Source organism: Robertmurraya sp. (assembly GCF_036676585.1).
In the GTDB taxonomy this organism is placed as follows: Bacteria; Bacillota; Bacilli; order Bacillales; family Cytobacillaceae; genus Robertmurraya_A.
Genome location: NZ_JAKFCQ010000165.1, coordinates 25,431 through 45,773 on the forward strand (window position 1 = coordinate 25,431; position 20,343 = coordinate 45,773).

Sequence of the window (20,343 nt, forward strand, 5' to 3'; positions counted from 1 at the left end):
ACAATAATACTGAACTGTTAAAGGGGTTTTAATCGATTGTAAAGGTTTTGTAAATTAAGTAGAAATGTGTGTGAACCTGTCGGAATTTGGGCATAGTATTATTTTGTTTTCTTTAAGTGAAAGTACGCATCTAGAACTTTTCTCCCTATTTCCAAATTAGGAGAAGGTCCTTTTTCCCCTGTATATACCCATGGGACAACAACAGCCATTGAAATCTCAGGATTGTCGGAAGGTGCATACGCCACTAGGCTCAAATTCATAACGGCTGGCGGCTCTTTATATAAATGCTTTGAAGGCCCATCATAAAAGGCCTGTGCGGTTCCCGTTTTTCCAGCTGGTGAATAGGCAGCATCCTTAAATTCTTTATAAGCCGTTCCTAACGGATGCTGCATGACTTGGCGAAAGCCCTCTTGTACCCTCTTAATATTTGCCTCATTAACATCAATTCGATTTAGTATTTTTGGTTTTATCTCCCTCACGAGTGTCCCAGGAGCATGTATATCCTGAAGATTCGTTTGCCGTATCTCCTTCACCATTCTTGGCTGTAGTCGATTTCCCCCATTTGCGATTGTACAAACATATTGGGCAAGCTGCATGGGTGTGTATGTATCATATTGCCCGATCACTAAATCCAATAAAAAACCAGGCTTTGTGCTTGTCCCTTTATAACCTATGGTTTCATTGGGAAGATCAATTCCCGTTCTAGTTCCGAGACCAAATTGACCGAAGGAATCGCGAACTATATGAAAGGTGTTCGGTTCTAGAATTAATGGTTTATCGTATGTATAATGACCTTTTCCAATTTTTATTGCGGTATGAAACATATACACATTAGAAGATCTTCTTAGTGCGTATACATCATCAATCGGACCAAAATTCTTCCAAGATTTCTTCACAGGTGTTCCTTTTATTTTCATAGGGGCATCTACTAGTATGGTTCTAGGCTTTATTACTCCCCGTTGATAACCTGTCAAAATGGTTGCACCCTTTACAGTCGAACCAACATTGTAGGAAGTAGTAATATTCCCTAATGAAAAATCTTCTGCTTCATAGTTCCCATCATCATTCTGCACCAATAACTTTCCAGCCATTGTTAAAACTTCACCTGTACGGGGATCCATTAAGACGACAAATGCTCGGTCTAAAAACTCGGTATCCTTATTTGCCTTCGTTTTCATTAGCACGTCTTCAATTATTTTTTCGACGGTTAGTTGCAATTCCATATCAATACTTAATATAAGGTCATTCCCTTGTTCACCTTCAGATATGGTCTCTGACTCAATTATTTCTCCAGATTTGTTTGTGACCTTCTTAATCTTTGATTTTTGCCCGCTAAGGACGTCCTCGTACTGATATTCAATATAACTTTTACCAACCCGGTCATTGCGGTTATACTCTCTTGCAACGTAGTAATCTAGATGATCTCTCGGTATCCCTTCCTTTGTGTCAGTCACTTTTCCAAGGACTGTTTTTAACGTATTGTTAAACTTATACACTCTTTCCCAATCAGTAATCGTTTCTATACCAGGTAAAGATTGCAAGCTTTCACTTACTTCTGCAAACTCTTTATCTGACACATCTTTATTTTTTATCACTTGCGGAGTAAATTCGGTACTGTTTCTTAATTCCTTCCATATGGATATGATCTCCAAATCTTTATCACTGAATTGTTCGATATCACTTTGCGTTATTCGTTCTAACGTTAATTGGTAAATCTTTTTATTCCACTCCTGGGTGGTTAGTCCTTTTTTTAAAGTTTTCCTTTCTTTTTCCTGTACCTTGTTTTCTGCTTCATCAGGGAAACGCATCACCCAATACTCTTTTTTGTCTCGATCGGAAATCCTGCTTGAATCCATCATAATAATTGAAGCTAATCTCTCTGCAACCTGTAACATTTCTTTTGGTCCATGTCCTTGATTTATATAAGCGATTGCCTTTTGTGGAGCATTATCAACAATCATTCTAAAATTTCTATCGTACATACGACCTCTCGGAACAGGATGATTGATGGTAACATCCTCTGTTCTTTCTATCTCCCTACGATAATCTTCTCCATAGACTATTTGGATAAAGCCAAGGCGAAGTACAAGAATGGAAAAGAGCAAAAACACGAAAAAAAACAGCATATTTAACCGAACAGGTAGCTGCTTTCTCTTCTTTTTTTTCTTCTTTTCCTGATGCATTTCTCCACCTCATTTCAGTGCCCCTCCCAATATTCAATAGGAGAGGCGGTTACGATCAATGAAATTCGATTTTCCTAACAAAAAAATAAATTAGACTATGCCCCGCTCCGATAAATAATAAAAGGATTGGGATACTTTCCTTCGGATCAAAAAATGATACCGCCATTAAAAAGATAAGAATTGAGACAATTCTTCCCGAATTCAGAAAAATTTCTCTGACCACAATATATTCAATTCTCATTTCTGCAGCATTCCAGCCTTTACCAATTACATCATAGGTCATCGATAAATATGGTACCAAAAGCATCGGATAAGCAATGGCGATGATCGAAGCGTAAATTAAAAGCTTTGTATACGTGAGGTTAAATACTAATAACAAAATAGCTAAATACAATAGTATACCACCGAGAAGAATGGCTTTTTTCCGATGCTGTTTTTTAATCCAACGTGAAGCAAAATAATACCCAATAAAGGCAATCCCTGAATTCACCAATCCAAAGGTTCCTAGTGCCATTTCGCTTCCAGTCGTAATAAATACAAATACCGAAATTACAAATACAAACGTTCCTTCTCTAACTCCCTGGACAAAATGCGCATTCGTAATTTGCCTCCAATTAAAGTTGTTTTTTCTCTCTTCCAAAATCCTTAAGAACATGTATCTTCCATTCGCAGGCCTTCTCTTTAAGAAAAAACTTAAAATAACGGCAACGGAAAATAACCCTAAAGAAGTAGCAAAGATAACGGAATACCCTGTGAATTTCTCTAGTTTTGAAATCACAGTTCCAGCAGCAATAGGACCGATCATTCCTCCAACAGAAGAAAGAATTCCCAAAAAGCCGTTAAAGAAATCTCTTGTTTCTGGTTCCGTAATTTCAAAGGTTAACACATTAAAGGCCAGCCAGTAAAAACCATAACCAATCCCTAGTAATCCTCCTAACACAATTAAAAATTGCGAAGCATTGGCTCCTATTGTTAAAACGGTTAAGTAGAAAATAGCTAAAAAAATGACTCCTATACGCAAAACAATTACTCGGTCAATCTTTTTAGCCCATCTGCCTGCAAGGATAAATGTTAAAGGCTGGAGAACAACAACTGAGAGGTTATAAATAGCTAAATCTTTAAAGTCACCGGATTGTTTCCATAAATAAATATTTACAAATGTATTGGATAAAGCAACACTTAAGGAATACAGACCTCCGATTAACAAAAGCAAAAGCAAATCCTTTGTCAGATCAATGTCACCAATTAATTTTTTAACTTTACTCATGAATAGAAACTCCCCTTCGTATCTAAGGGTAGTTTTCAACAAGGTCACCTTAATTATGTACAAAAATAAACAAAAACGACGTGGAATTATCCACGTCGTTACTTGTTTATTTATTTTGCTTCAGCATATCTCTTTGAAACTTCATCCCAATTTACAACGTTCCAGAAAGTATTGATATAGTCTGGACGACGGTTTTGGAATTTTAAGTAGTAAGCGTGCTCCCAAACATCAAGACCAAGGATTGGCGTTTTCCCTTCCATTAATGGAGAGTCTTGATTTGGTGTGCTTGTCACTTCTAGTTCTCCGTTATTTACCGCAAGCCAAGCCCAACCAGAACCAAAACGAGTTGTAGCAGCTTTTGCGAATTCTTCTTTAAAGCTATCAAGATTTCCAAACTTTGCATTGATTGCATCTAGAAGATCGCCAGTAGGTTCTCCTCCCCCATTTGGAGATAAGATCTGCCAGAATAATGTGTGGTTAGCGTGTCCACCACCGTTGTTACGCACTGCTGTGCGAGCAGCTTCTGGTACTGCATCAAGATTAGCAATTACTTCTTCAACTGACTTTGACAGTAATTCTTCATTTCCAGCTAAAGCATTATTCAAGTTCGTTACGTATGCGTTGTGATGTTTTGAGTGGTGAATGTTCATTGTTTCCTTGTCAATATGTGGTTCTAGAGCGTCGTAAGCATAAGGTAATTGCGGTAATTCGAATGCCATGAATAACTCCTCCTAAATATGTATAATGATTTTTTCTTTAGAAAAATCCTTTCGTTTTTAACATTTGGATATTCCTAAAGTTATTAACTTAAGATTACCAAACTTGGCAACATTGTTCAAATATTAAGCTTAAGCCAACAGATTTACATTACCCTTTCTGCAAAGAAATATTCGCATTACTAGATGGTATTTCCTCCTTTCATCATACCATTTCTGATGTTTCGATAATTTGTCAAAATTGTAAATATTAGCGTCATGTCAATGATTTAAGTCATAGCAGCTGTTTATTGTTCTTTTTAAAGGACGCTACGTTATTGACACTCTTTATGTATTTTTATTAAATCAAAGAGAGGAGAGAAAGGGCGGGTATTATATGAATGAAATAAATGTTTCATTATATAGCTTACTTATACAAGAATTTATAGATAAAGAAAATATACAGAAAATAAAAGCAGGTACAACTATATTTAATGAAAGAGATTCAGTGAGTCATATTTATATTCTATTACAGGGAAGTCTGTCTCTTGGAAGAGTTCATCTAAGAGGCAAAGAATTTATTATCAAAATTCTTAATGGAGAAGAATTAGTCATTGAATACCAATTATTTAAAACAAATCCGATTTATCACTTTTTTGCAAAAACCATTTCAGATTGCGAATTTCTTATAATCAAAAGAGAAGACTTCGAAAAGTTTGCGATGAGTTCACCTCGCGTCATGAGTGCATTGACTTCTTGGCTTAGTACTAGATATTTAAAAGCTCAAATGAAGTGCCAGGATCTAATTATGAACGGAAAAAAAGGGGGACTTTATAGTATCTTAATTCGACTTTGTAATAGTTACGGAATAATGACTGAAAAGGGAATTTTAATTGACTTACCACTCACCCATCAGGAACTCGCAAGTCTTACGTATGGAACAAGAGAAGTCATACAGCGCATGTTAAAAGAACTTAGGGAACTAGATGTTATATCGTATGATCAACAGAAGTTTACCGTGAAAAATTTAGCCTATTTAAAGCAAGAAGTAGATTGTCAAAACTGCCCACATGAAATATGCGGGTTAAACTAAAAGAGAAAAGGGCTCAAAAGCTCTTTTCTCTTCTTTCTTAAAGTACCACTAAGACAAAATATATAATCATAAATAATTGAATAAGCCCTTTTGTAATCACGCTACTAATAAACCCAACTACTGACCCAACACCAACCCTTAAGGACTCCCTCAAGCCTCTTTTATTTATAAGAAGTTCTGCAATAACCGCACCTATAAAGGGTCCCAAAATAATCCCTAGTATCGGGATGATAAACGGACCTATTAATAATCCAATCGTACTTCCCCATATCCCTGCTTTTGAGCCACCAAATTTTTTTACACCAAACATATTCGCTAAATAATCTGCGCCAAATAATAAGAGGACAAATAAGCTTTGAATGCTCCAAAACAACCAATTAAAAGGTTCAAAGGAGAATAATAAGCCGTAAACGATAAAACCGCCAACCAAAAATAACACACCTGGAATGATCGGATAAATCAAACCTACAAAAGAAACTAGAAAAAACAATACAATGATAAGCCAATACACTAGTTCCATCTTGTCACCTCTGTACAAAAAAACAAGGGAGGATCCCTTGTTTTTTAAGAATGTCTTACTCCAAGAACTGCTTCTGCAATATTTACAGCATGGTCACCAATACGCTCTAGATTGCTAATAATATCAACATACACAATCCCTGCAGAACCGGAACACTTTCCTTCATTCAAACGAAGTATATGCTGCTTACGAAGAGTTCTTTCCATTTTATCAATTTGGTTTTCTTTTTCAACTACATGACGAGCCGCATCCAAGTCTTTATGATCAAGAGATTGAAGCGCTTCTTGAACAGTCGAAATAGTTAAAGCAAACATTTCTTCTAAATCTTTCATTGCACTCTCTGTAATTTTTACTTTATTAGAATTTTGATATTCAACAAGCTCAACAATATTTTCGAAATGGTCCCCTATTCTCTCAATATCACGAACCGTATCCATTAGCGTTGTATGCTCTTCTGAATCATTTGTTGAGAGTGGGCTTGTAGCTAGTTGCACTAGATAATCAGTAATTTTTCGGTCAAGATTATTTATTGCACTTTCTAACTGATACGCTGAATCTGCATGCTTGTTCTGCTTTGTATTAACAAAACTACTAGTTTCCTCTAACCCTTTAATGGCAAATTGCCCCATTCTTAACACTTCTTCCTTTGCTTGTCCTAAAGCAATAGAAGGAGACTGCTTTATAAAGTTAGGGTCTAAATGCTTCGATTTGTAATCAATCAGAGAGTCATCACCTGGTATTAGTTTGATCACAATAAGTGCAAGTAATCCAATAAACGGAAATTGAATGATTGTATTTGTCGTATTGAAGATACCATGAGCAAAGGCAATCGTCATTTCTTCATTTAAATTTAAAGCACCTTGTAAAGTTGTAATAATTTTTGTAAAAGGAATCAGGAAAATCATAAAGATGGCTGTACCAATGAGATTAAATAGCACATGAGTGGCAGCCGCTCTTCTTGCAGCAACCGATGCACCAATTGATGCTAAAACAGCTGTTATCGTTGTTCCAATATTATCTCCAAACAATACAGGAAGTGCTGCATCAATATTTATTAGATTTTCTGCATATAGGCCTTGTAGTATTCCAATCGTTGCACTAGAACTTTGTACAATAACGGTAAATACTGTTCCAATCACAACACCCAAAATAGGATTAGAACTCATATTAACGGTTAACTCGTGAAAGGCCTCTAAGCTTCTTAGCGGCTTCATCCCACCACTCATTAACTCTAATCCATAAAACAATGCACCGAAACCAAAAATAATTTGTCCAATGCTAGTTGTTTTATTGTTTTTAAAGAAGAATATAAGAATTGAACCAAGAGCAATAATTGGAAGCGCATATTCACCAATATCAATACCAATGATGAATGCGGTAACGGTTGTACCGATGTTTGCCCCCATAATAACACCAATTGCTTGTCGCAATGTCATAAAACCAGCACTTACTAACCCAACGGTAATGACCGTAGTACCAGAACTACTTTGGATTAGCACTGTAACAATAATACCTGCTAACACACCCATGAAAGGATTGGTTGTAAATCGATCAAGAATATCTCTTAATTTGTCTCCTGCCGACTTTTGCAAGCCATCCCCCATAAACTTGATACCAAATAAGAAAATTCCAAGGCCACCTAAAAACTCAAAAATCATTTGCTGGATGTTTAATTCCAAGTATTTCAACCCCTACACTTTTTTCGACATTATTCTTAAAAACCCCTTAATCATTATGTGTAACGTAAAGAAAAAAGTAAATATTATTATCTTTAAATTTACAATGCCTTAACAAAAGGATAGTAATGTTACAATTATGTTACAAAGAGCATCCCTATTTTTTTACTAATCTTGTTTACTTGGACAACAAAGCCATATAACGGTAAAATAATGAAGGATTACATAGAAAGGTGTGTGTCACGCGCTCATGAACATATTTCAGCAATTATTTAAAAGTCTCTACTCTCCTAAAGACATTGCTATAACCAGATTCCAAGGTATTGGAAAAACCATTCTTTATGTCTTTCTACTAACTCTCGTTTCTGTTATTCCAACCATTAGCTATGTAAGTTCAGCTATAAATAATGGAATTGAGACAGCCGCCCACACAGTAGATAAGGAGCTTCCTGATTTTTCAATAGAAAATGGTGAGCTCACAGCAGACCAAGAGGAACCGATCTATATTGAGGATGCGGATTTTACAATTATTTTTGATTCTACTGGTGAAGTTAGTGAGAATGATTTAGAGAGCTATGAGAATGCCTTCGCTCTTCTTCAAAATGAGTTTGTTCTCATTGCAGGAGGAACGCTCGACACATACGACTATTCAACTTTATCCGACCTAAACATTACGAAGGACAGTATCTTGGAAGTGATTCATTCCGTTGACGGTTTATTGGCAGTTATTATTCCCGTCCTTGCACTTACCATTTATATTTTTTCAAGCGGAATCAAATTTATTGAAATTACCATTCTTGCATTGTTCGGTCTATTTATTAAGAATGTAACCAGTCGTAATCTACCATATCGACAATTGTGGAGGCTATCAGCTTATAGTGTGACTCTCCCTACTATTTTCTTTACGATAATGGAAGCTTTTCAAACGAACGTTCCTAACGGATTCCTAATTAATTGGTTTGTTTCTATCATTATGTTGTATTTAACAGTAAGAGAAATCCCTCAGAAAGCTAAGAAATAAAAGAAAAACGCGATATTACGCGTTTTTCTTTTTTTATTTGTACTATCAATTTTTCTACTGCATATAAATAGAGTAACTCTACTAATAAGGAGAATCGTCCATGAAACGTCTCTTCGTTTCTCTACTAGTTACTCTTATTTTGTATATCATATATGTTGACTTAAGCATAGGTACGATACCAAACACAAACAATGAAACGATAGAATCCATTGAAGTAGATTCTAAAGTGAATCATACAGAAGAGACTGTTATTGCATCTTTTAGTAAAACCGTGGAGCAGGGAGAAACTGTTCTATCGATCATAGAGGCACAACTAGAGGGAGCGGTACCAGTTCCTATAGAAAAAATAGTAAATGATTTTATCCAATTAAATAAAGGCAAAAAACCAGAGGAAATTCAAGCCGGAAAGTCATACCTATTTCCTGATTACAGCAAATCCGATAGCAACTCACAATAATGGAGACTTTTTCCCGGCATCAAGATTCTTGTCACCTTTAACGTTCATTGTTACAATGTTCAATAGGAAAGTACTAAGATTAATTTAGATCTTTTTTTCAAAAGGAGAGAATCACTGTTGAGTGAAATTATACATCGTACAAAAACTCGTCCCATAAAAGTCGGACCTTTAACTATTGGTGGAAATAATGAAGTTGTTATTCAAAGCATGACTACCACAAAAACTCATGATGTTGAGGCCACGGTTGCTGAAATAAAGAGGCTAGAAGAAGCCGGTTGTCAAATCGTTCGTGTTGCTTGTCCTGATGAAAGAGCAGCTAACGCCATTTCTGAAATTAAAAAGAGAATTAATATTCCTCTTGTGGTAGATATCCACTTTGATTACAAACTAGCTCTAAAAGCCATTGAGGGAGGTGCGGATAAAATCCGTATTAATCCCGGTAATATTGGTCGCCGCGAAAAAGTGGAGGCAGTTGTTAAAGCAGCTAAAGAGAAGGGCATTCCAATCCGAATTGGTGTCAATGCTGGTTCATTGGAGAAAAGAATATTAGAGAAATATGGGTACCCAACAGCCGATGGTATGGTAGAAAGTGCCTTGCACCATATCAAAATTTTAGAAGACCTCGACTTTCATGATATCATCGTCAGTATGAAGGCATCAGATGTTAATCTTGCTATTGAAGCCTATGATAAAGCGGCAAGAGCGTTCGATTATCCTTTACATCTTGGAATTACTGAATCAGGAACTTTGTTTGCAGGTACTGTAAAAAGTGCAGCTGGTTTGGGAGCGATCTTAAGCAAGGGAATTGGCAACACCGTTCGAATTTCACTTAGTGCTGACCCTGTAGAAGAAGTGAAGGTTGCCCGTGAATTATTAAAATCATTTGGTTTATCTTCAAATGCGGCAACACTTATTTCTTGTCCAACATGTGGAAGAATTGAAATTGACTTAATTTCGATCGCAAACGAGGTAGAGGAGTACATTCAGCAGATTAAAGTACCAATTAAAGTGGCTGTATTGGGCTGTGCTGTAAATGGTCCTGGTGAAGCTAGAGAAGCCGATATAGGAATAGCGGGAGCACGAGGCGAAGGCCTTTTATTCCGTAAAGGAGAAATTGTCCGCAAAGTTCCTGAAGCAACAATGGTGGAAGAGCTTAAAAAGGAAATCGATCAAATTGCTGCAGAATTTCAAGCAAAACGTGATCAGGAAGCACTGCAATCATAATTAGAGAAAGAGGCTCTGGCGTATCGCCGGAGCCTCTCCTTTTATCTGTAGCGGTTAAAAAAATGGTAGTATAAACATACCGACAATGATTGAAATCGCTCCAATCCCGATAGCCCAGCTACCAAGGCCAGTTGCTCCACGTCTTCGGGCGATAAACCCTAATACAATCCCAACTGCTCCAAACAAGATTGGGGCAACAAACAATGAAAGGATAGAAATGATTAAAGCAGCAAACCCTATCCCTGTGCCGCTTTTCATCGTCTGACCAACATTATTTGTTGTTCTTTCTCTGTTAAAAGTAGTTGGTGCAGCAATTTCAGCTGAGGTTTCTTCTAAATAATCTGCAGGTTGGTATTTATTTGTTTCACCAACATTGTCGCTCGTACGAAGGTAATCAAATGACCCTTCGTTGTTGCGTTCTTGATCTGCCATATTCATCCCTCGCTTTCCTTTGATAGGAGCAGTATTATTATTTGCTTTTACGCAACAATTATGTTGTTAATCATTTCTAATTCGACTATTTTCAATGATGGAATATAACGAAATGGGGAAGTACTACATGAAGAAAAGAACATTAGGATTTGATATTGATGGAACCATTACCTGCCCTGCAGCTATAGTTCCTTTTATAAATGAAGCCTTTCAATTACAATTATCACTCGCAGATTTAACTGACTATGATTTATTAAAAGTAGTGAATGTTCCAGAAAAAGAATTTACCAACTGGTATGAACAAAAAGAGGCAGACATCTTCACTATGTCGCCATTAGCTATGGGTGCAAAGGAAGTATTATTAGAATGGGGAAAACACCACGAATTAATTTTCATCAGCGCACGTGGAGAAAATGTGTTAGAGGTGACCAAAGAGTGGTTTATTAACCATGGGATCAGCTACGATCATTTAGAACTTATCGGATCACATGAAAAAGTAGAAGCAGCAAAAAAGTACGGGGTGGAAATATTTTTTGAAGATAAGTATGAAAATGCCATTGAAATTGCGAAAAAATGCCATATACCTGTACTTCTATTTGATACGCCTTATAATCAAGGCTCCCTTCCAAATGAGGTAAAAAGAGTTTTTAGTTGGAAGGAAGCCAATAATTGGGTTGAGAAATGGTTCAATTGTTAAATTTTTAATTAAGCGTACATTCTGGGCATCGGCCATAAATTTCAAATTTATGGCCAGAGATATCATAGTCCTTCAAGCTTTCCTGTAAACTATTCATGGGGCAAGTATCAATTTCCTTCGTTTTTCCACAGTCCAAACAAATAAAATGATGGTGATGGTGTTTACTTTCACAAGAATAACGAAAATGTTTTTCACCTGATAATTCAGTCATTTCAAAAATACCTAGATCTACAAATAACGAGAGATTGCGATAAATCGTATCAAAGCTTAACCCAGGATAATGATCCTTCATCTGGTCAAGCACGTCCTTAGCCGTTAAATATTTATTACTGTTAGCAAAAAGACCAAGCATTTCTTCTCTTTTCCCTGTATGCTTGTAGCCTTTATTTTTTAATAACTCAAGAGCTTCAGTTACATTCATACTCTCACCTCATGTTTCCATTGGAACATTTTCTTTAATAATATAACAAGAATGAGAATCAATACAGCAATAACTACAATCGTTCCACCCGGGGCCAAATCAAGATAATAAGATATGGTTAACCCACCGAGTACAGAAACTTCTCCGAAAACGATAGAAAGTAGGATTGTTTGTTTAAATCCTTTTGCAACCCGAATACTTGCAGCTACAGGGAGAGTCATGAGAGAAGATACTAGTAAAATTCCAACAATTCTCATCGAAGCTGCAATGACTAATGCAACTAAAACAATGAAAAAGAAATGAAGAGACTTTACCGCTATACCTGAGGCTTTTGCGTGTTCTTCATCAAATGATAGAAGAAATAATTCCTTATATAAAAGCGTAATAAAAGCTACCACAATCATACTGATGATGATGATAATAATTAAATCTGTTCGGCTTACTGCACTAACGCTACCGAATAAATAACTATATAAATCTGTATTAAAACCATCGGCTAATGAAATAAAAATAACACCTAAGCCAATACCACTAGACAATATAATTGGGATAGCCAATTCTTGATAATGTTTATATACGGTTCTAAGCTTTTCTATAAACAAAGAACCTACTACAGAAAAGGTCATTCCTAGATAGATGGGATTTAATCCCGTAGTGAGCAAAAACCTTTTTTCTAAAAGCAAGCTTGCCGCTATTCCGGCTAAGGTAACATGACTTAAAGCATCGGCTATTAGAGAAAGTCTTCTTACAACAATATAGACACCGAGTAAAGGTGCAATTATTCCAATAATTGCACCTGTAAGAAATGCATTTTGTAAAAATTCGTATTTAAATATCGCTTCAATCACCGGTTTTCCCCTCCGTGATGATGAACATGATGATGATGTTGATGGTCATGTTGATGCATAAGAACTTGAACATCATGGCCATAAAGGTCAGACATATTTTGTTTTTCAAACTCCTCCGTATCACCATGAAAGTGCATATGCTTATTCAAGCAAGCAACATGGGTCACTTTATCTGTAATCGTGCCTATATCATGAGTTACTAAAATTAAAGTAATACCTCGATCTTGATTAAGCTCCGTAAGCATTTCGTAGAACGATTGGACATTCTTTGCATCAACACCAACTGTTGGCTCATCTAAAATAAGTAAGTCTGGGTCACTTACTAATGCACGAGCTATAAAAACTCTTTGTTGTTGTCCTCCTGATAACTCACCGATATTGCTTCCTATTTTTTCAGTTAGCCCCACAGAATCAATCGCTGCTCGTATCTTCTCTTTATCCTCTTCCTTATGCCTTTTAAACAATCCTACTTTTTTGGTTAACCCACTTGATACAACTTCATATACTGTTGCAGGGAATCCCGAATTAAAGGAATTTGCTTTCTGAGAAACAAAGCCTATTCGATGCCAATCTTTAAACTGCTCAATGGCTGTTCCAAATAATTCGACTTCTCCCTTTTGAAGCTTTAATAAGCCTAAGATTATTTTAAGTAAAGTAGACTTTCCTGACCCATTAGGTCCAACAAGTCCTAAAAATGCTCCGCGAGGAACCGAAAAATGAATATCTTCAAGTACATTTTCCTTTTCGTACTTATAAGTCAGTTTATTTACATTTATAATATCTTTCATTTTTACCACCTATTATTATCAGAATCATTCCGATTTACCAAAAGTAGTATACATGAGAAATGAAGAGATGTAAAGGAAGTACTTCCTGCCCTCTTTGTTTACACCTTTTATTTGGTAGCCACATAGATTAACATCAGGGAGTGGTGAATTCGTGAGTATTTTTCATTCAATTGTTAATCACAAAATAAACACAATCTCGACAGAAGAGTTACTGAAATACGCCAAACAATTTGGGGTTGCCATTAGCGTTAATGAGGCGAAAAAAATTGCATCTTATCTTAGGGGGCGACATGTAGATATTTTCAATGCCTCTGAAAGAGCGAAACTGTTAAAGGAAATTGAAAAATTAACGAGCCCTGCGACAGCAAAAGCCGTCAGTCAGTTGGTTACACAATTCACAAAATAATTAAATAGAGGGCCCATTATTCAATGAGCCTTCTCTTTTCTATGCCATAATATGTTCGAGTAAGTTTTCGTTAAATGTGTTTGAAGTTAACATTTCAATCTCTTGTTTGTACGGTGCTTTTTTATTATTCTTATCTTCCCCAACAAACGGTGTTTCAAGGATTTTTGGAATACTCATTAGCTGCGGATGATGCACGATGTAAGAAAGTGCTTCAAATCCAATCTTTCCATATCCAATATTTTCATGTCTATCTTTTCTTGAACCACGATCATTCTTACTATCATTAATATGAAGGACCTTTAAGCGGTCAATTCCAATGGTTTTATCAAACTCATTAAGAACTCCATCAAAATCCTCAACAATATTATACCCCGCATCATGAATATGACAAGTGTCAAAGCAAATAGAAAGCTTCTCATTATGTTTGACACCATCTATGATCATCGCTAATTCTTCGAAGCTTTTTCCACATTCAGATCCTTTGCCAGCCATTGTTTCTAGAGCAATTTGAAGCTGCTCATTTCCTGTTAGAACCTCATTAAGACCCTCAATGATCTTCTTGATTCCAGCTTCTTCCCCTGCTCCTACATGGGCTCCTGGATGCAGAACAATTTGCTTTGCACCGATCGCCTCTGTACGTTCGATTTCTGATTTTAAAAATCGTACACCAAGGTCAAATGTATCTGGGTTCGTAGTATTTCCAATATTAATAATATATGGAGCATGAACAACAATATCTTCTAGATTGATTCCATTTAGCTCCATATGCTTTTGACCTGCTTCGATATTTAAATCTTCAATTTTCTTTCTTCTAGTATTTTGAGGAGCACCTGTGTAGATCATGAAAGTATTCGCACCATATGAGACCGCTTCTTCACTTGATGCTAGCAACATACTTTTCCCACTCATTGAAACATGTGAACCTAATTTTAGCATTTTCACACTCTCCCACCTGTTATTTCTTTTTCAATCGGTTCTGTCTTTTCTTAATTTTATCCATTTCAAACTGCATCTTCTTCTTATAGCCTGGCTTCACCTTTGCTGGTTTTTTAACAAAAGACTTCGCCAGCTTATCTACCTCATCAGACTGCTTCGTTCTCTTTTTACGTCTGTTACGATCTTCAAGCTCCGAGAGTTCACCTTTTTTAATATCAATATGCTTAAATTCAATCCCCAGTTTTTCAAGCCTATTTAATGCATCTTCATCAGATGGTTCATAAATAGTGAGAGCTATTCCCGAATTCCCCGCTCTAGCTGTTCTACCGACGCGGTGTACATAAAAATCTAAGTCAGTTGGTAGTTCATAGTTAATCACATGGCTAATCCCTGGAATATCAATACCTCTTGCAGCTAAATCGGTAGCCACAATATATTGAAATTCTAAATCCGTGATTTGCTTCATCATCCGCTTACGTTCACGAGGACTTAAATCCCCATGAATTCTACCAACCTTCAAGCCTTTATGAGTAAGTGCTGTGGCAACTTCCTCGGCTTTTTTCTTTGTATTAGTAAAGACAATCGCTAAATACGGGTTATACAGCTTTAGTGCCTCGTACACGAGTGTTGACTTTTCACGATGTCTTGATGGAAGAAGAATATGTTCAATTTTTGCTGCCGTTAACTGCTTCGGTTCGATATGAATGTATTTTGGATTTTCCATATATTTCTTCAGAAATGGTTTTAGCTTTTCTGGAATAGTTGCTGAAAAAACAAGCATTTGAAGCTTTTCTGGCATTCTTGCTCCAATTTGGTCAACGTCTTCTAAAAATCCCATATCAAGCATTAAATCTGCTTCATCGACCACATACATGCTTGCCGTATGTACAAAAAGGGCTTGTTCCTTTACTAAATCATTAATACGACCTGGAGTCCCAACAACGATATGTGGTTGAGTTTTTAGTTTCTCAATGGTACGAACTTTGTCTGTGCCACCGATAAAAAGACGACTTGTGATCTCTTCACCCTCATTCGCATGCTCGGTGACCTTTAATACCTCTTGGTAAATTTGTGTGGCAAGCTCTCTTGTTGGCGCGGTGATTACAGCTTGTACCTCTTGCTTCATAGGATTAATTTTATGAAGAACTGGTAATACATACGAATGTGTTTTCCCAGTCCCTGTTTGAGATTGTCCAATTGCACTTTCACCTTTTAGTACCGTCGGAATCAATCTTTCTTGAATTTCAGTTGGTTCATAAAATCCAATGGCTTCAATCGCCTTGTTTATAAATGGTTTAAGTTGATACGTTGAAAATTTTGTCTTCGTCATTATTAAAGCTCCTTCAGTTTTGGTAAGGATGTCCATACCCATCATGTAATTATAATAAAGTTCTTCATAAAGCGCCACCTACAGTTCACTTCCATATAATTATGTTTTACGAATTACAGTATTTTCAAACCAGTTCATAACTTATCATCATTCACCTAGACCAAATATCCAGTTGTTGCATAGGGTATAAGAGGGAAAATTATGAAAGGAGGTTGTTCGTATGCCACCAAGACAACCATTTCCTGTTCGTGGAGGAATGCCTCAACCTATGCTTGGATTTGGACGAAACCAAATGAGACCAATGATGCCCCCAACAAGAATGGGGAATATGGGGATGAACAGAGCCCCTATGGGGGGAAATGCTGCAAGAGGAATGAGGGGTCCCACAAGAAATAGCGGTGGAGGTTTACTTGCTAAATTACTTGGCAAAGGGAAAACTCAAGGCGCACAAGCCGGTATGCAAATGTTTGGTAATGCTGCTCGCTCTGCTGCACCAGCTGGAGGTGGCGGGCTGTTAAAATCACTAGCAGACCCCACTGCAATTACGGGTTTCCTGAATAATACGCAACGGGTATTAAACACCGCTCAGCAAATCGGACCGATGGTACAGCAGTATGGTCCAATTGTTAAAAACTTACCAGCAATGTGGAAACTATACCGTGGTTTAAATGCTGCGAGTTCTGATGAGGAAACTAAAGAAGATGTAGATATAGAGTCCACCAATTCAGAGCAAAAACCTGAAACAAAACGAAAACGTACGAACCCAGTGAGTACTGAAAACGATACACACTCGGTCGAGATTGAAGAGGTGGTACCAAAAAGATTACACGGAAAATCAGTACCTAAAATATATGTCTAAAGGAATATGCGCGTAGCATATTCCTTTTTCTCTTCTTTGTATAATCATCACACTTTATATATAATGATAGAATAAGCATGCTTAAAGGGGAGATCCAACTCAATGAAAGTTATAAAAATATCGCCTCGTGGCTATTGCTATGGTGTTGTTGACGCGATGGTCATTGCAAGAAATGCAGCACTTGATAAATCTCTGCCACGGCCTATATATATATTAGGAATGATTGTACACAACAAGCACGTTACGGATGCTTTTGCTGAAGAAGGGATTATTACGCTAGACGGCCCTAATCGAAAACAAATACTAGAACAAGTAGATAAAGGGACTGTTATCTTTACTGCCCATGGTATATCTCCAGAAGTCAGAGAGTTAGCAAAGAAAAAAGGACTTGTTACAATCGATGCTACTTGTCCAGATGTAACAAGCACCCATCAGCTGATTGAAGCAAAAAAGGATGAAGGTTATCAAGTGATCTATATTGGTAAAAAAGGGCATCCGGAACCAGAAGGAGCGATTGGAGTAGCCCCTGATATCGTTCACCTTGTAGAGACTGAAGCAGATGTTGATTCATTAGCCATTCATGCTGACAAAATACTTGTTACGAATCAAACAACAATGAGCCAATGGGATGTTGGCCATATTATGGAGAAAATTGAAAAGAAATATCCACATGCAGAATTTCATAAGGAAATCTGTATGGCTACACAAGTTCGACAAGAAGCGGTTGCCGAACAAGCAGGTGAGACTGATGTGGTGATCGTTGTTGGTGATCCAAAAAGTAATAACTCTAATCGTCTGGCGCAAGTTTCCGAAGAAATCGCGGGGACGAAGGCTTATCGAATTAGTGATATATCAGAATTAAATATTGATTGGATTAAAGATGCACGAACCGTAGGAGTAACCTCCGGAGCATCAACACCTACTCCAATTACAAAAGAAGTCATTGCCTTTATCGAGCAATTTAATCCTATTGATGAATCTACATGGACTCGAGAGAAGAAAGTACCACTTCACAAAATATTACCTAAAGTAAAAAATTAATATAACCTAAAAAAGCCACGAACTCTCGTGGCTTTTTTGTTTCTTACACAAATTGGAAAGGGTCCGTATGGATGGTTGACGCAAAAATATTTACTTCATATCCTTTTTGCTTACACATTTCCGTAAGCTTGTTTGCAACTCCTTGCTTCATAACCTTTTCTACATTATGACCTGGATCAATGATATTTAATCCTAGCATCATGGCGTCATGAGCAACGTGATAATACATATCACCCGTTATATATACATCCGCACCTTTGAAGTTTGCAGTTTGAATATATTTATTCCCATCCCCACCAAGTACAGCAACCTTTTTCACCTTAGAATCTAAGTCCCCAACGACTCGAACGGTAGGTACATCTAGGGCTACTTTCACAAAATCTGCGAATTCTCGGAGGGTTGTTTCTTGGACGGTCCCTATCTTACCCAAACCAAGTGACTTTGGTTTATTTTTTAGTCGGTACATATCATATGCTACTTCTTCGTATGGATGTGCTTTCATTAGAGCAGATAGTACCTTCTTTTCTAGATGAGCAGGAAACACGGTCTCAATTCTAGCTTCTTCCACTTGCTCCACTTTTCCTATCGTCCCATAGAAAGGATTTGCCCCTTCTAAAGGAATAAACTCTCCCTTTCCTTCAGATGTAAAGGAACAGTGAGAGTACTGCCCTATTGAACCTGCTCCCGCATCAGCTATTGCTTTTTTTATAGCTTCTTCATACCCGATTGGAACATAGACAACGAGTTTAAGTAATTCAGAATCGTAGGTTGGAACGAGAACCTCTCTGTTTGATAATTGCAGGGCGTCTGCCAGCAAATCATTTACTCCGCCTTCTGCAACGTCCAGATTCGTGTGAGCTGCATATACAGCGATATCATGCTTGATTAATTTTTCAATGATTCGACCTGTTGCTGTATCTGTCACGAGCTTTTGTAAAGGACGATAAATGAGTGGATGATGAGCAATGATCAATTGAACATTATTATGTATGGCTTCATCCACTACTTCTTCTAGTACATCTAGTGCGATCATTACATTTGAAATTTTTTTATTTAGTCTACCAATTTGTAAACCAATCTTATCTCCTTCTAGCGCTAGGTTCTTTGGTGAAAATTGTTCAAAGAGACTAATAATTTCATGCCCATTTACGCTTTTCATTCTCCTAGAACCTCCTTTACCATTGAAATCTTCTTCTGTATTTCCATTTTCTTTTCTATTTTTTCTGCTGTTTGGCTAGATTGGCTCATTTGATTTAAAATGCGTTCCCAATTATTCCATTCAGCCGTCCACTTATGAATAAAAGCCTCATTCTTTTCTTTACTTAAAAACGGTCCGAATAGCAATTGGTTTTCGATGTTCTCAGAATAAACAGATTTGGGATCTCCTCTTTCAGCAACCAAGATTTCATAAATCTTGCCGTCCTCTTCTAAAATAGCTTCATTTATGAGACTCCATCCATTTTCTAGGAGCCACAATCGTATCGAAATAGCACTAATATTCGGTTGAAGCACAAGTCTGTTCACACCCTCAAGCTTTTCCTTTCCCTCTTCAAGGATGCTGGCAATAAGGGCACCACCCATACCGGCAATGGTAATGCATTCTACTTCACCTGCACCAATAACTTCAAGACCATTCCCTTTTCGAACATTAATTTGTTTCGTTAACCCTTCCATTTCTACTTGTTTTCTTGCAGATTGAAAAGGTCCTTCAACCACTTCGCCTGCTATTGCATAAGGTACTTTTCCTGCTTTCACTACATGACAAGGAAGATAGGCATGATCAGAACCTATATCAGCTAGTTTCGCACCCTCTGGAATAAAATTTGCAACGGTGCTAAGTCTTTTCGATAATTTTTCCACATTCATTTACAAACACCAACTCTTTATTTGATTACATACAGTATAAAAAAAGTCCTTTACATATGCAAAGGACTTAAAACGCTTACTTATTTAAGCTCCATTAACCAATCAGCCATTGCTCCTGCATTCTCAGCAGTAACGAGTCCTGATGGCATTGAGCCTTTTCCGTTTACAAGAATGTCTTCAATTTCTTCTTTCGACAGTTTGTCACCAACACCTGTTAAAGCTGGACCTACGCCCCCTTGGTATGAATCCCCGTGACATCCAATACAGCCCGCAGACTTATAAATATCTTCAGGATTGTTTGAAACCTCTTCTGCCTGTTCTCCACCGCCTTCTTGTTCTGCAGCTAGTTCCTTACTGTCACCTAAGCCTTTAAACGAAAAAAGGAACATCGCAGCAATACCAAGAACCATGATTAAGACAAATGGAATAATCGGATTGCGATTCATGCTTTTCCCTCCCTTATGTAAGTACATCAAAAACTATTTAAATATAGAATGCAAACAATATCTATTTTACTTGAAAATGGGCAGAAGGAAAAGTACTAAAGTAAACTTTGTCACATTATGTTCTCATTTTAGACAAA

General features: G+C 37.0%; 22 protein-coding genes. 8 read left to right on the plus strand and 14 right to left on the minus strand.

The annotated features are described in order from the left end of the window. Positions 1-98 precede the first annotated feature (98 nt). The 3 genes from ACGLXV_RS21240 to ACGLXV_RS21250 form a co-directional block, all read right to left on the minus strand. The gene (locus tag ACGLXV_RS21240) at positions 99-2,183 is read right to left on the minus strand and encodes a peptidoglycan D,D-transpeptidase FtsI family protein (protein WP_391560207.1); all 2,085 of its coding nucleotides are present in this window, start codon (positions 2,181-2,183) and stop codon (positions 99-101) included. 55 nt (positions 2,184-2,238) lie between these two features. Beyond that, complete coding sequence (locus tag ACGLXV_RS21245; protein ID WP_391560208.1) at positions 2,239-3,450, minus strand: MFS transporter; 1,212 nt, start codon at positions 3,448-3,450, stop codon at positions 2,239-2,241. A 110-nt stretch (positions 3,451-3,560) separates the two neighbouring features. Then, positions 3,561-4,169 carry a superoxide dismutase gene (locus tag ACGLXV_RS21250; RefSeq protein WP_391560209.1) on the minus strand — a complete coding sequence of 203 codons (609 nt, stop codon included), beginning with the start codon at positions 4,167-4,169 and terminating at the stop codon, positions 3,561-3,563. A 373-nt stretch (positions 4,170-4,542) separates the two neighbouring features. Between ACGLXV_RS21250 and ACGLXV_RS21255 the strand changes: the two genes are divergently transcribed. Next, positions 4,543-5,238 carry a Crp/Fnr family transcriptional regulator gene (locus tag ACGLXV_RS21255; RefSeq protein ID WP_119709145.1) on the plus strand — a complete coding sequence of 232 codons (696 nt, stop codon included), beginning with the start codon at positions 4,543-4,545 and terminating at the stop codon, positions 5,236-5,238. A gap of 37 nt (positions 5,239-5,275) precedes the next feature. Here the strand turns inward: ACGLXV_RS21255 and ACGLXV_RS21260 are convergent, their stop codons facing one another. After that, positions 5,276-5,758: a DUF456 domain-containing protein gene (locus tag ACGLXV_RS21260; protein WP_391560210.1), complete on the minus strand. Its 483-nt coding sequence runs from the start codon at positions 5,756-5,758 to the stop codon at positions 5,276-5,278. Between the two features lie 44 nt (positions 5,759-5,802). Next, on the minus strand, positions 5,803-7,416 hold the full coding sequence (locus tag ACGLXV_RS21265) for a Na/Pi cotransporter family protein (protein ID WP_391560274.1): 1,614 nt from the start codon (positions 7,414-7,416) through the stop codon (positions 5,803-5,805). 268 nt (positions 7,417-7,684) lie between these two features. Between ACGLXV_RS21265 and ACGLXV_RS21270 the strand changes: the two genes are divergently transcribed. The 3 genes from ACGLXV_RS21270 (at position 7,685) to ispG (ending at position 10,136) form a co-directional block, all read left to right on the plus strand. After that, positions 7,685-8,455 (plus strand): DUF1189 domain-containing protein, encoded by a 771-nt coding sequence (locus tag ACGLXV_RS21270; RefSeq protein WP_391560211.1) that lies wholly within the window; start codon positions 7,685-7,687, stop codon positions 8,453-8,455. Positions 8,456-8,555: 100 nt separating this feature from the next. Continuing rightward, complete coding sequence (locus tag ACGLXV_RS21275; protein ID WP_391560212.1) at positions 8,556-8,912, plus strand: hypothetical protein; 357 nt, start codon at positions 8,556-8,558, stop codon at positions 8,910-8,912. A gap of 126 nt (positions 8,913-9,038) precedes the next feature. Beyond that, positions 9,039-10,136: a flavodoxin-dependent (E)-4-hydroxy-3-methylbut-2-enyl-diphosphate synthase gene (gene ispG, locus ACGLXV_RS21280; protein WP_340906290.1), complete on the plus strand. Its 1,098-nt coding sequence runs from the start codon at positions 9,039-9,041 to the stop codon at positions 10,134-10,136. Positions 10,137-10,190: 54 nt separating this feature from the next. Here the strand turns inward: ispG and ACGLXV_RS21285 are convergent, their stop codons facing one another. After that, a complete protein-coding gene (locus ACGLXV_RS21285; protein WP_391560213.1) occupies positions 10,191-10,568 on the minus strand; it encodes a hypothetical protein in 378 nt (125 codons plus the stop codon). Between the two features lie 127 nt (positions 10,569-10,695). Between ACGLXV_RS21285 and ACGLXV_RS21290 the strand changes: the two genes are divergently transcribed. Next, positions 10,696-11,265 carry a hypothetical protein gene (locus ACGLXV_RS21290; RefSeq protein WP_119709150.1) on the plus strand — a complete coding sequence of 190 codons (570 nt, stop codon included), beginning with the start codon at positions 10,696-10,698 and terminating at the stop codon, positions 11,263-11,265. A 4-nt stretch (positions 11,266-11,269) separates the two neighbouring features. On the opposite strand, the gene ACGLXV_RS21295 is transcribed toward ACGLXV_RS21290, so the two are convergent. Genes ACGLXV_RS21295 through ACGLXV_RS21305 form a run of 3 tightly spaced genes read right to left on the minus strand, consistent with a single transcriptional unit; the run spans position 11,270 to position 13,322 of the window. Further along, entirely contained in the window at positions 11,270-11,686 is a 417-nt protein-coding gene (locus tag ACGLXV_RS21295) for a Fur family transcriptional regulator (protein WP_391560214.1), read from the minus strand. Further along, a complete protein-coding gene (locus ACGLXV_RS21300; protein ID WP_119709152.1) occupies positions 11,683-12,534 on the minus strand; it encodes a metal ABC transporter permease in 852 nt (283 codons plus the stop codon). The genes ACGLXV_RS21295 and ACGLXV_RS21300 overlap by 4 nt, the downstream gene beginning before the upstream one ends. Further along, complete coding sequence (locus ACGLXV_RS21305) at positions 12,531-13,322, minus strand: metal ABC transporter ATP-binding protein (RefSeq protein ID WP_391560215.1); 792 nt, start codon at positions 13,320-13,322, stop codon at positions 12,531-12,533. Before ACGLXV_RS21305 ends, ACGLXV_RS21300 begins: the two co-directional genes overlap by 4 nt. A 151-nt stretch (positions 13,323-13,473) precedes the next feature. Here ACGLXV_RS21305 and ACGLXV_RS21310 point away from each other — a divergent pair, with 151 nt between their 5' ends. Next, the gene (locus ACGLXV_RS21310) at positions 13,474-13,728 is read left to right on the plus strand and encodes a DUF2624 domain-containing protein (RefSeq protein WP_119709154.1); all 255 of its coding nucleotides are present in this window, start codon (positions 13,474-13,476) and stop codon (positions 13,726-13,728) included. 39 nt (positions 13,729-13,767) lie between these two features. Here ACGLXV_RS21310 and ACGLXV_RS21315 read toward each other — a convergent pair whose 3' ends face one another. Then, positions 13,768-14,664: a deoxyribonuclease IV gene (locus tag ACGLXV_RS21315; RefSeq protein ID WP_119710671.1), complete on the minus strand. Its 897-nt coding sequence runs from the start codon at positions 14,662-14,664 to the stop codon at positions 13,768-13,770. A gap of 19 nt (positions 14,665-14,683) precedes the next feature. After that, a complete protein-coding gene (locus tag ACGLXV_RS21320) occupies positions 14,684-15,994 on the minus strand; it encodes a DEAD/DEAH box helicase (RefSeq protein WP_119710672.1) in 1,311 nt (436 codons plus the stop codon). A 220-nt stretch (positions 15,995-16,214) separates the two neighbouring features. On the opposite strand from ACGLXV_RS21320, the gene vrrA reads away from it, so the two are divergent. Together vrrA and ACGLXV_RS21330 are read left to right on the plus strand one after the other, a co-directional pair. Further along, on the plus strand, positions 16,215-16,853 hold the full coding sequence (gene vrrA / locus ACGLXV_RS21325; protein WP_391560216.1) for a VrrA/YqfQ family protein: 639 nt from the start codon (positions 16,215-16,217) through the stop codon (positions 16,851-16,853). 102 nt (positions 16,854-16,955) lie between these two features. Beyond that, positions 16,956-17,894: a 4-hydroxy-3-methylbut-2-enyl diphosphate reductase gene (locus ACGLXV_RS21330; protein ID WP_119709156.1), complete on the plus strand. Its 939-nt coding sequence runs from the start codon at positions 16,956-16,958 to the stop codon at positions 17,892-17,894. Between the two features lie 43 nt (positions 17,895-17,937). Here the strand turns inward: ACGLXV_RS21330 and ACGLXV_RS21335 are convergent, their stop codons facing one another. The 3 genes from ACGLXV_RS21335 to cccA form a co-directional block, all read right to left on the minus strand. Next, complete coding sequence (locus ACGLXV_RS21335) at positions 17,938-19,053, minus strand: Nif3-like dinuclear metal center hexameric protein (protein ID WP_391560217.1); 1,116 nt, start codon at positions 19,051-19,053, stop codon at positions 17,938-17,940. Continuing rightward, entirely contained in the window at positions 19,050-19,760 is a 711-nt protein-coding gene (locus ACGLXV_RS21340) for a tRNA (adenine(22)-N(1))-methyltransferase (RefSeq protein WP_119709158.1), read from the minus strand. The genes ACGLXV_RS21335 and ACGLXV_RS21340 overlap by 4 nt, the downstream gene beginning before the upstream one ends. A gap of 80 nt (positions 19,761-19,840) precedes the next feature. Beyond that, positions 19,841-20,206 (minus strand): cytochrome c550, encoded by a 366-nt coding sequence (gene cccA / locus ACGLXV_RS21345; RefSeq protein ID WP_119709159.1) that lies wholly within the window; start codon positions 20,204-20,206, stop codon positions 19,841-19,843. Between the last annotated feature and the right edge of the window lie 137 nt (positions 20,207-20,343).

Bases quoted from the DNA above. Each gene is read 5' to 3' on its own strand.
- ACGLXV_RS21240 (WP_391560207.1), bottom strand. From the start codon at position 2,183: ATGCATCAGGAAAAGAAGAAAAAAAAGAAGAGAAAGCAGCTACCTGTT.
- ACGLXV_RS21245 (WP_391560208.1), bottom strand. From the start codon at position 3,450: ATGAGTAAAGTTAAAAAATTAATTGGTGACATTGATCTGACAAAGGAT.
- ACGLXV_RS21250 (WP_391560209.1), bottom strand. From the start codon at position 4,169: ATGGCATTCGAATTACCGCAATTACCTTATGCTTACGACGCTCTAGAA.
- ACGLXV_RS21255 (WP_119709145.1), top strand. From the start codon at position 4,543: ATGAATGAAATAAATGTTTCATTATATAGCTTACTTATACAAGAATTT.
- ACGLXV_RS21260 (WP_391560210.1), bottom strand. From the start codon at position 5,758: ATGGAACTAGTGTATTGGCTTATCATTGTATTGTTTTTTCTAGTTTCT.
- ACGLXV_RS21265 (WP_391560274.1), bottom strand. From the start codon at position 7,416: ATGATTTTTGAGTTTTTAGGTGGCCTTGGAATTTTCTTATTTGGTATC.
- ACGLXV_RS21270 (WP_391560211.1), top strand. From the start codon at position 7,685: ATGAACATATTTCAGCAATTATTTAAAAGTCTCTACTCTCCTAAAGAC.
- ACGLXV_RS21275 (WP_391560212.1), top strand. From the start codon at position 8,556: ATGAAACGTCTCTTCGTTTCTCTACTAGTTACTCTTATTTTGTATATC.
- ACGLXV_RS21285 (WP_391560213.1), bottom strand. From the start codon at position 10,568: ATGGCAGATCAAGAACGCAACAACGAAGGGTCATTTGATTACCTTCGT.
- ACGLXV_RS21290 (WP_119709150.1), top strand. From the start codon at position 10,696: ATGAAGAAAAGAACATTAGGATTTGATATTGATGGAACCATTACCTGC.
- ACGLXV_RS21295 (WP_391560214.1), bottom strand. From the start codon at position 11,686: ATGAATGTAACTGAAGCTCTTGAGTTATTAAAAAATAAAGGCTACAAG.
- ACGLXV_RS21305 (WP_391560215.1), bottom strand. From the start codon at position 13,322: ATGAAAGATATTATAAATGTAAATAAACTGACTTATAAGTACGAAAAG.
- ACGLXV_RS21315 (WP_119710671.1), bottom strand. From the start codon at position 14,664: ATGCTAAAATTAGGTTCACATGTTTCAATGAGTGGGAAAAGTATGTTG.
- ACGLXV_RS21320 (WP_119710672.1), bottom strand. From the start codon at position 15,994: ATGACGAAGACAAAATTTTCAACGTATCAACTTAAACCATTTATAAAC.
- vrrA (WP_391560216.1), top strand. From the start codon at position 16,215: ATGCCACCAAGACAACCATTTCCTGTTCGTGGAGGAATGCCTCAACCT.
- ACGLXV_RS21330 (WP_119709156.1), top strand. From the start codon at position 16,956: ATGAAAGTTATAAAAATATCGCCTCGTGGCTATTGCTATGGTGTTGTT.
- ACGLXV_RS21335 (WP_391560217.1), bottom strand. From the start codon at position 19,053: ATGAAAAGCGTAAATGGGCATGAAATTATTAGTCTCTTTGAACAATTT.
- ACGLXV_RS21340 (WP_119709158.1), bottom strand. From the start codon at position 19,760: ATGAATGTGGAAAAATTATCGAAAAGACTTAGCACCGTTGCAAATTTT.
- cccA (WP_119709159.1), bottom strand. From the start codon at position 20,206: ATGAATCGCAATCCGATTATTCCATTTGTCTTAATCATGGTTCTTGGT.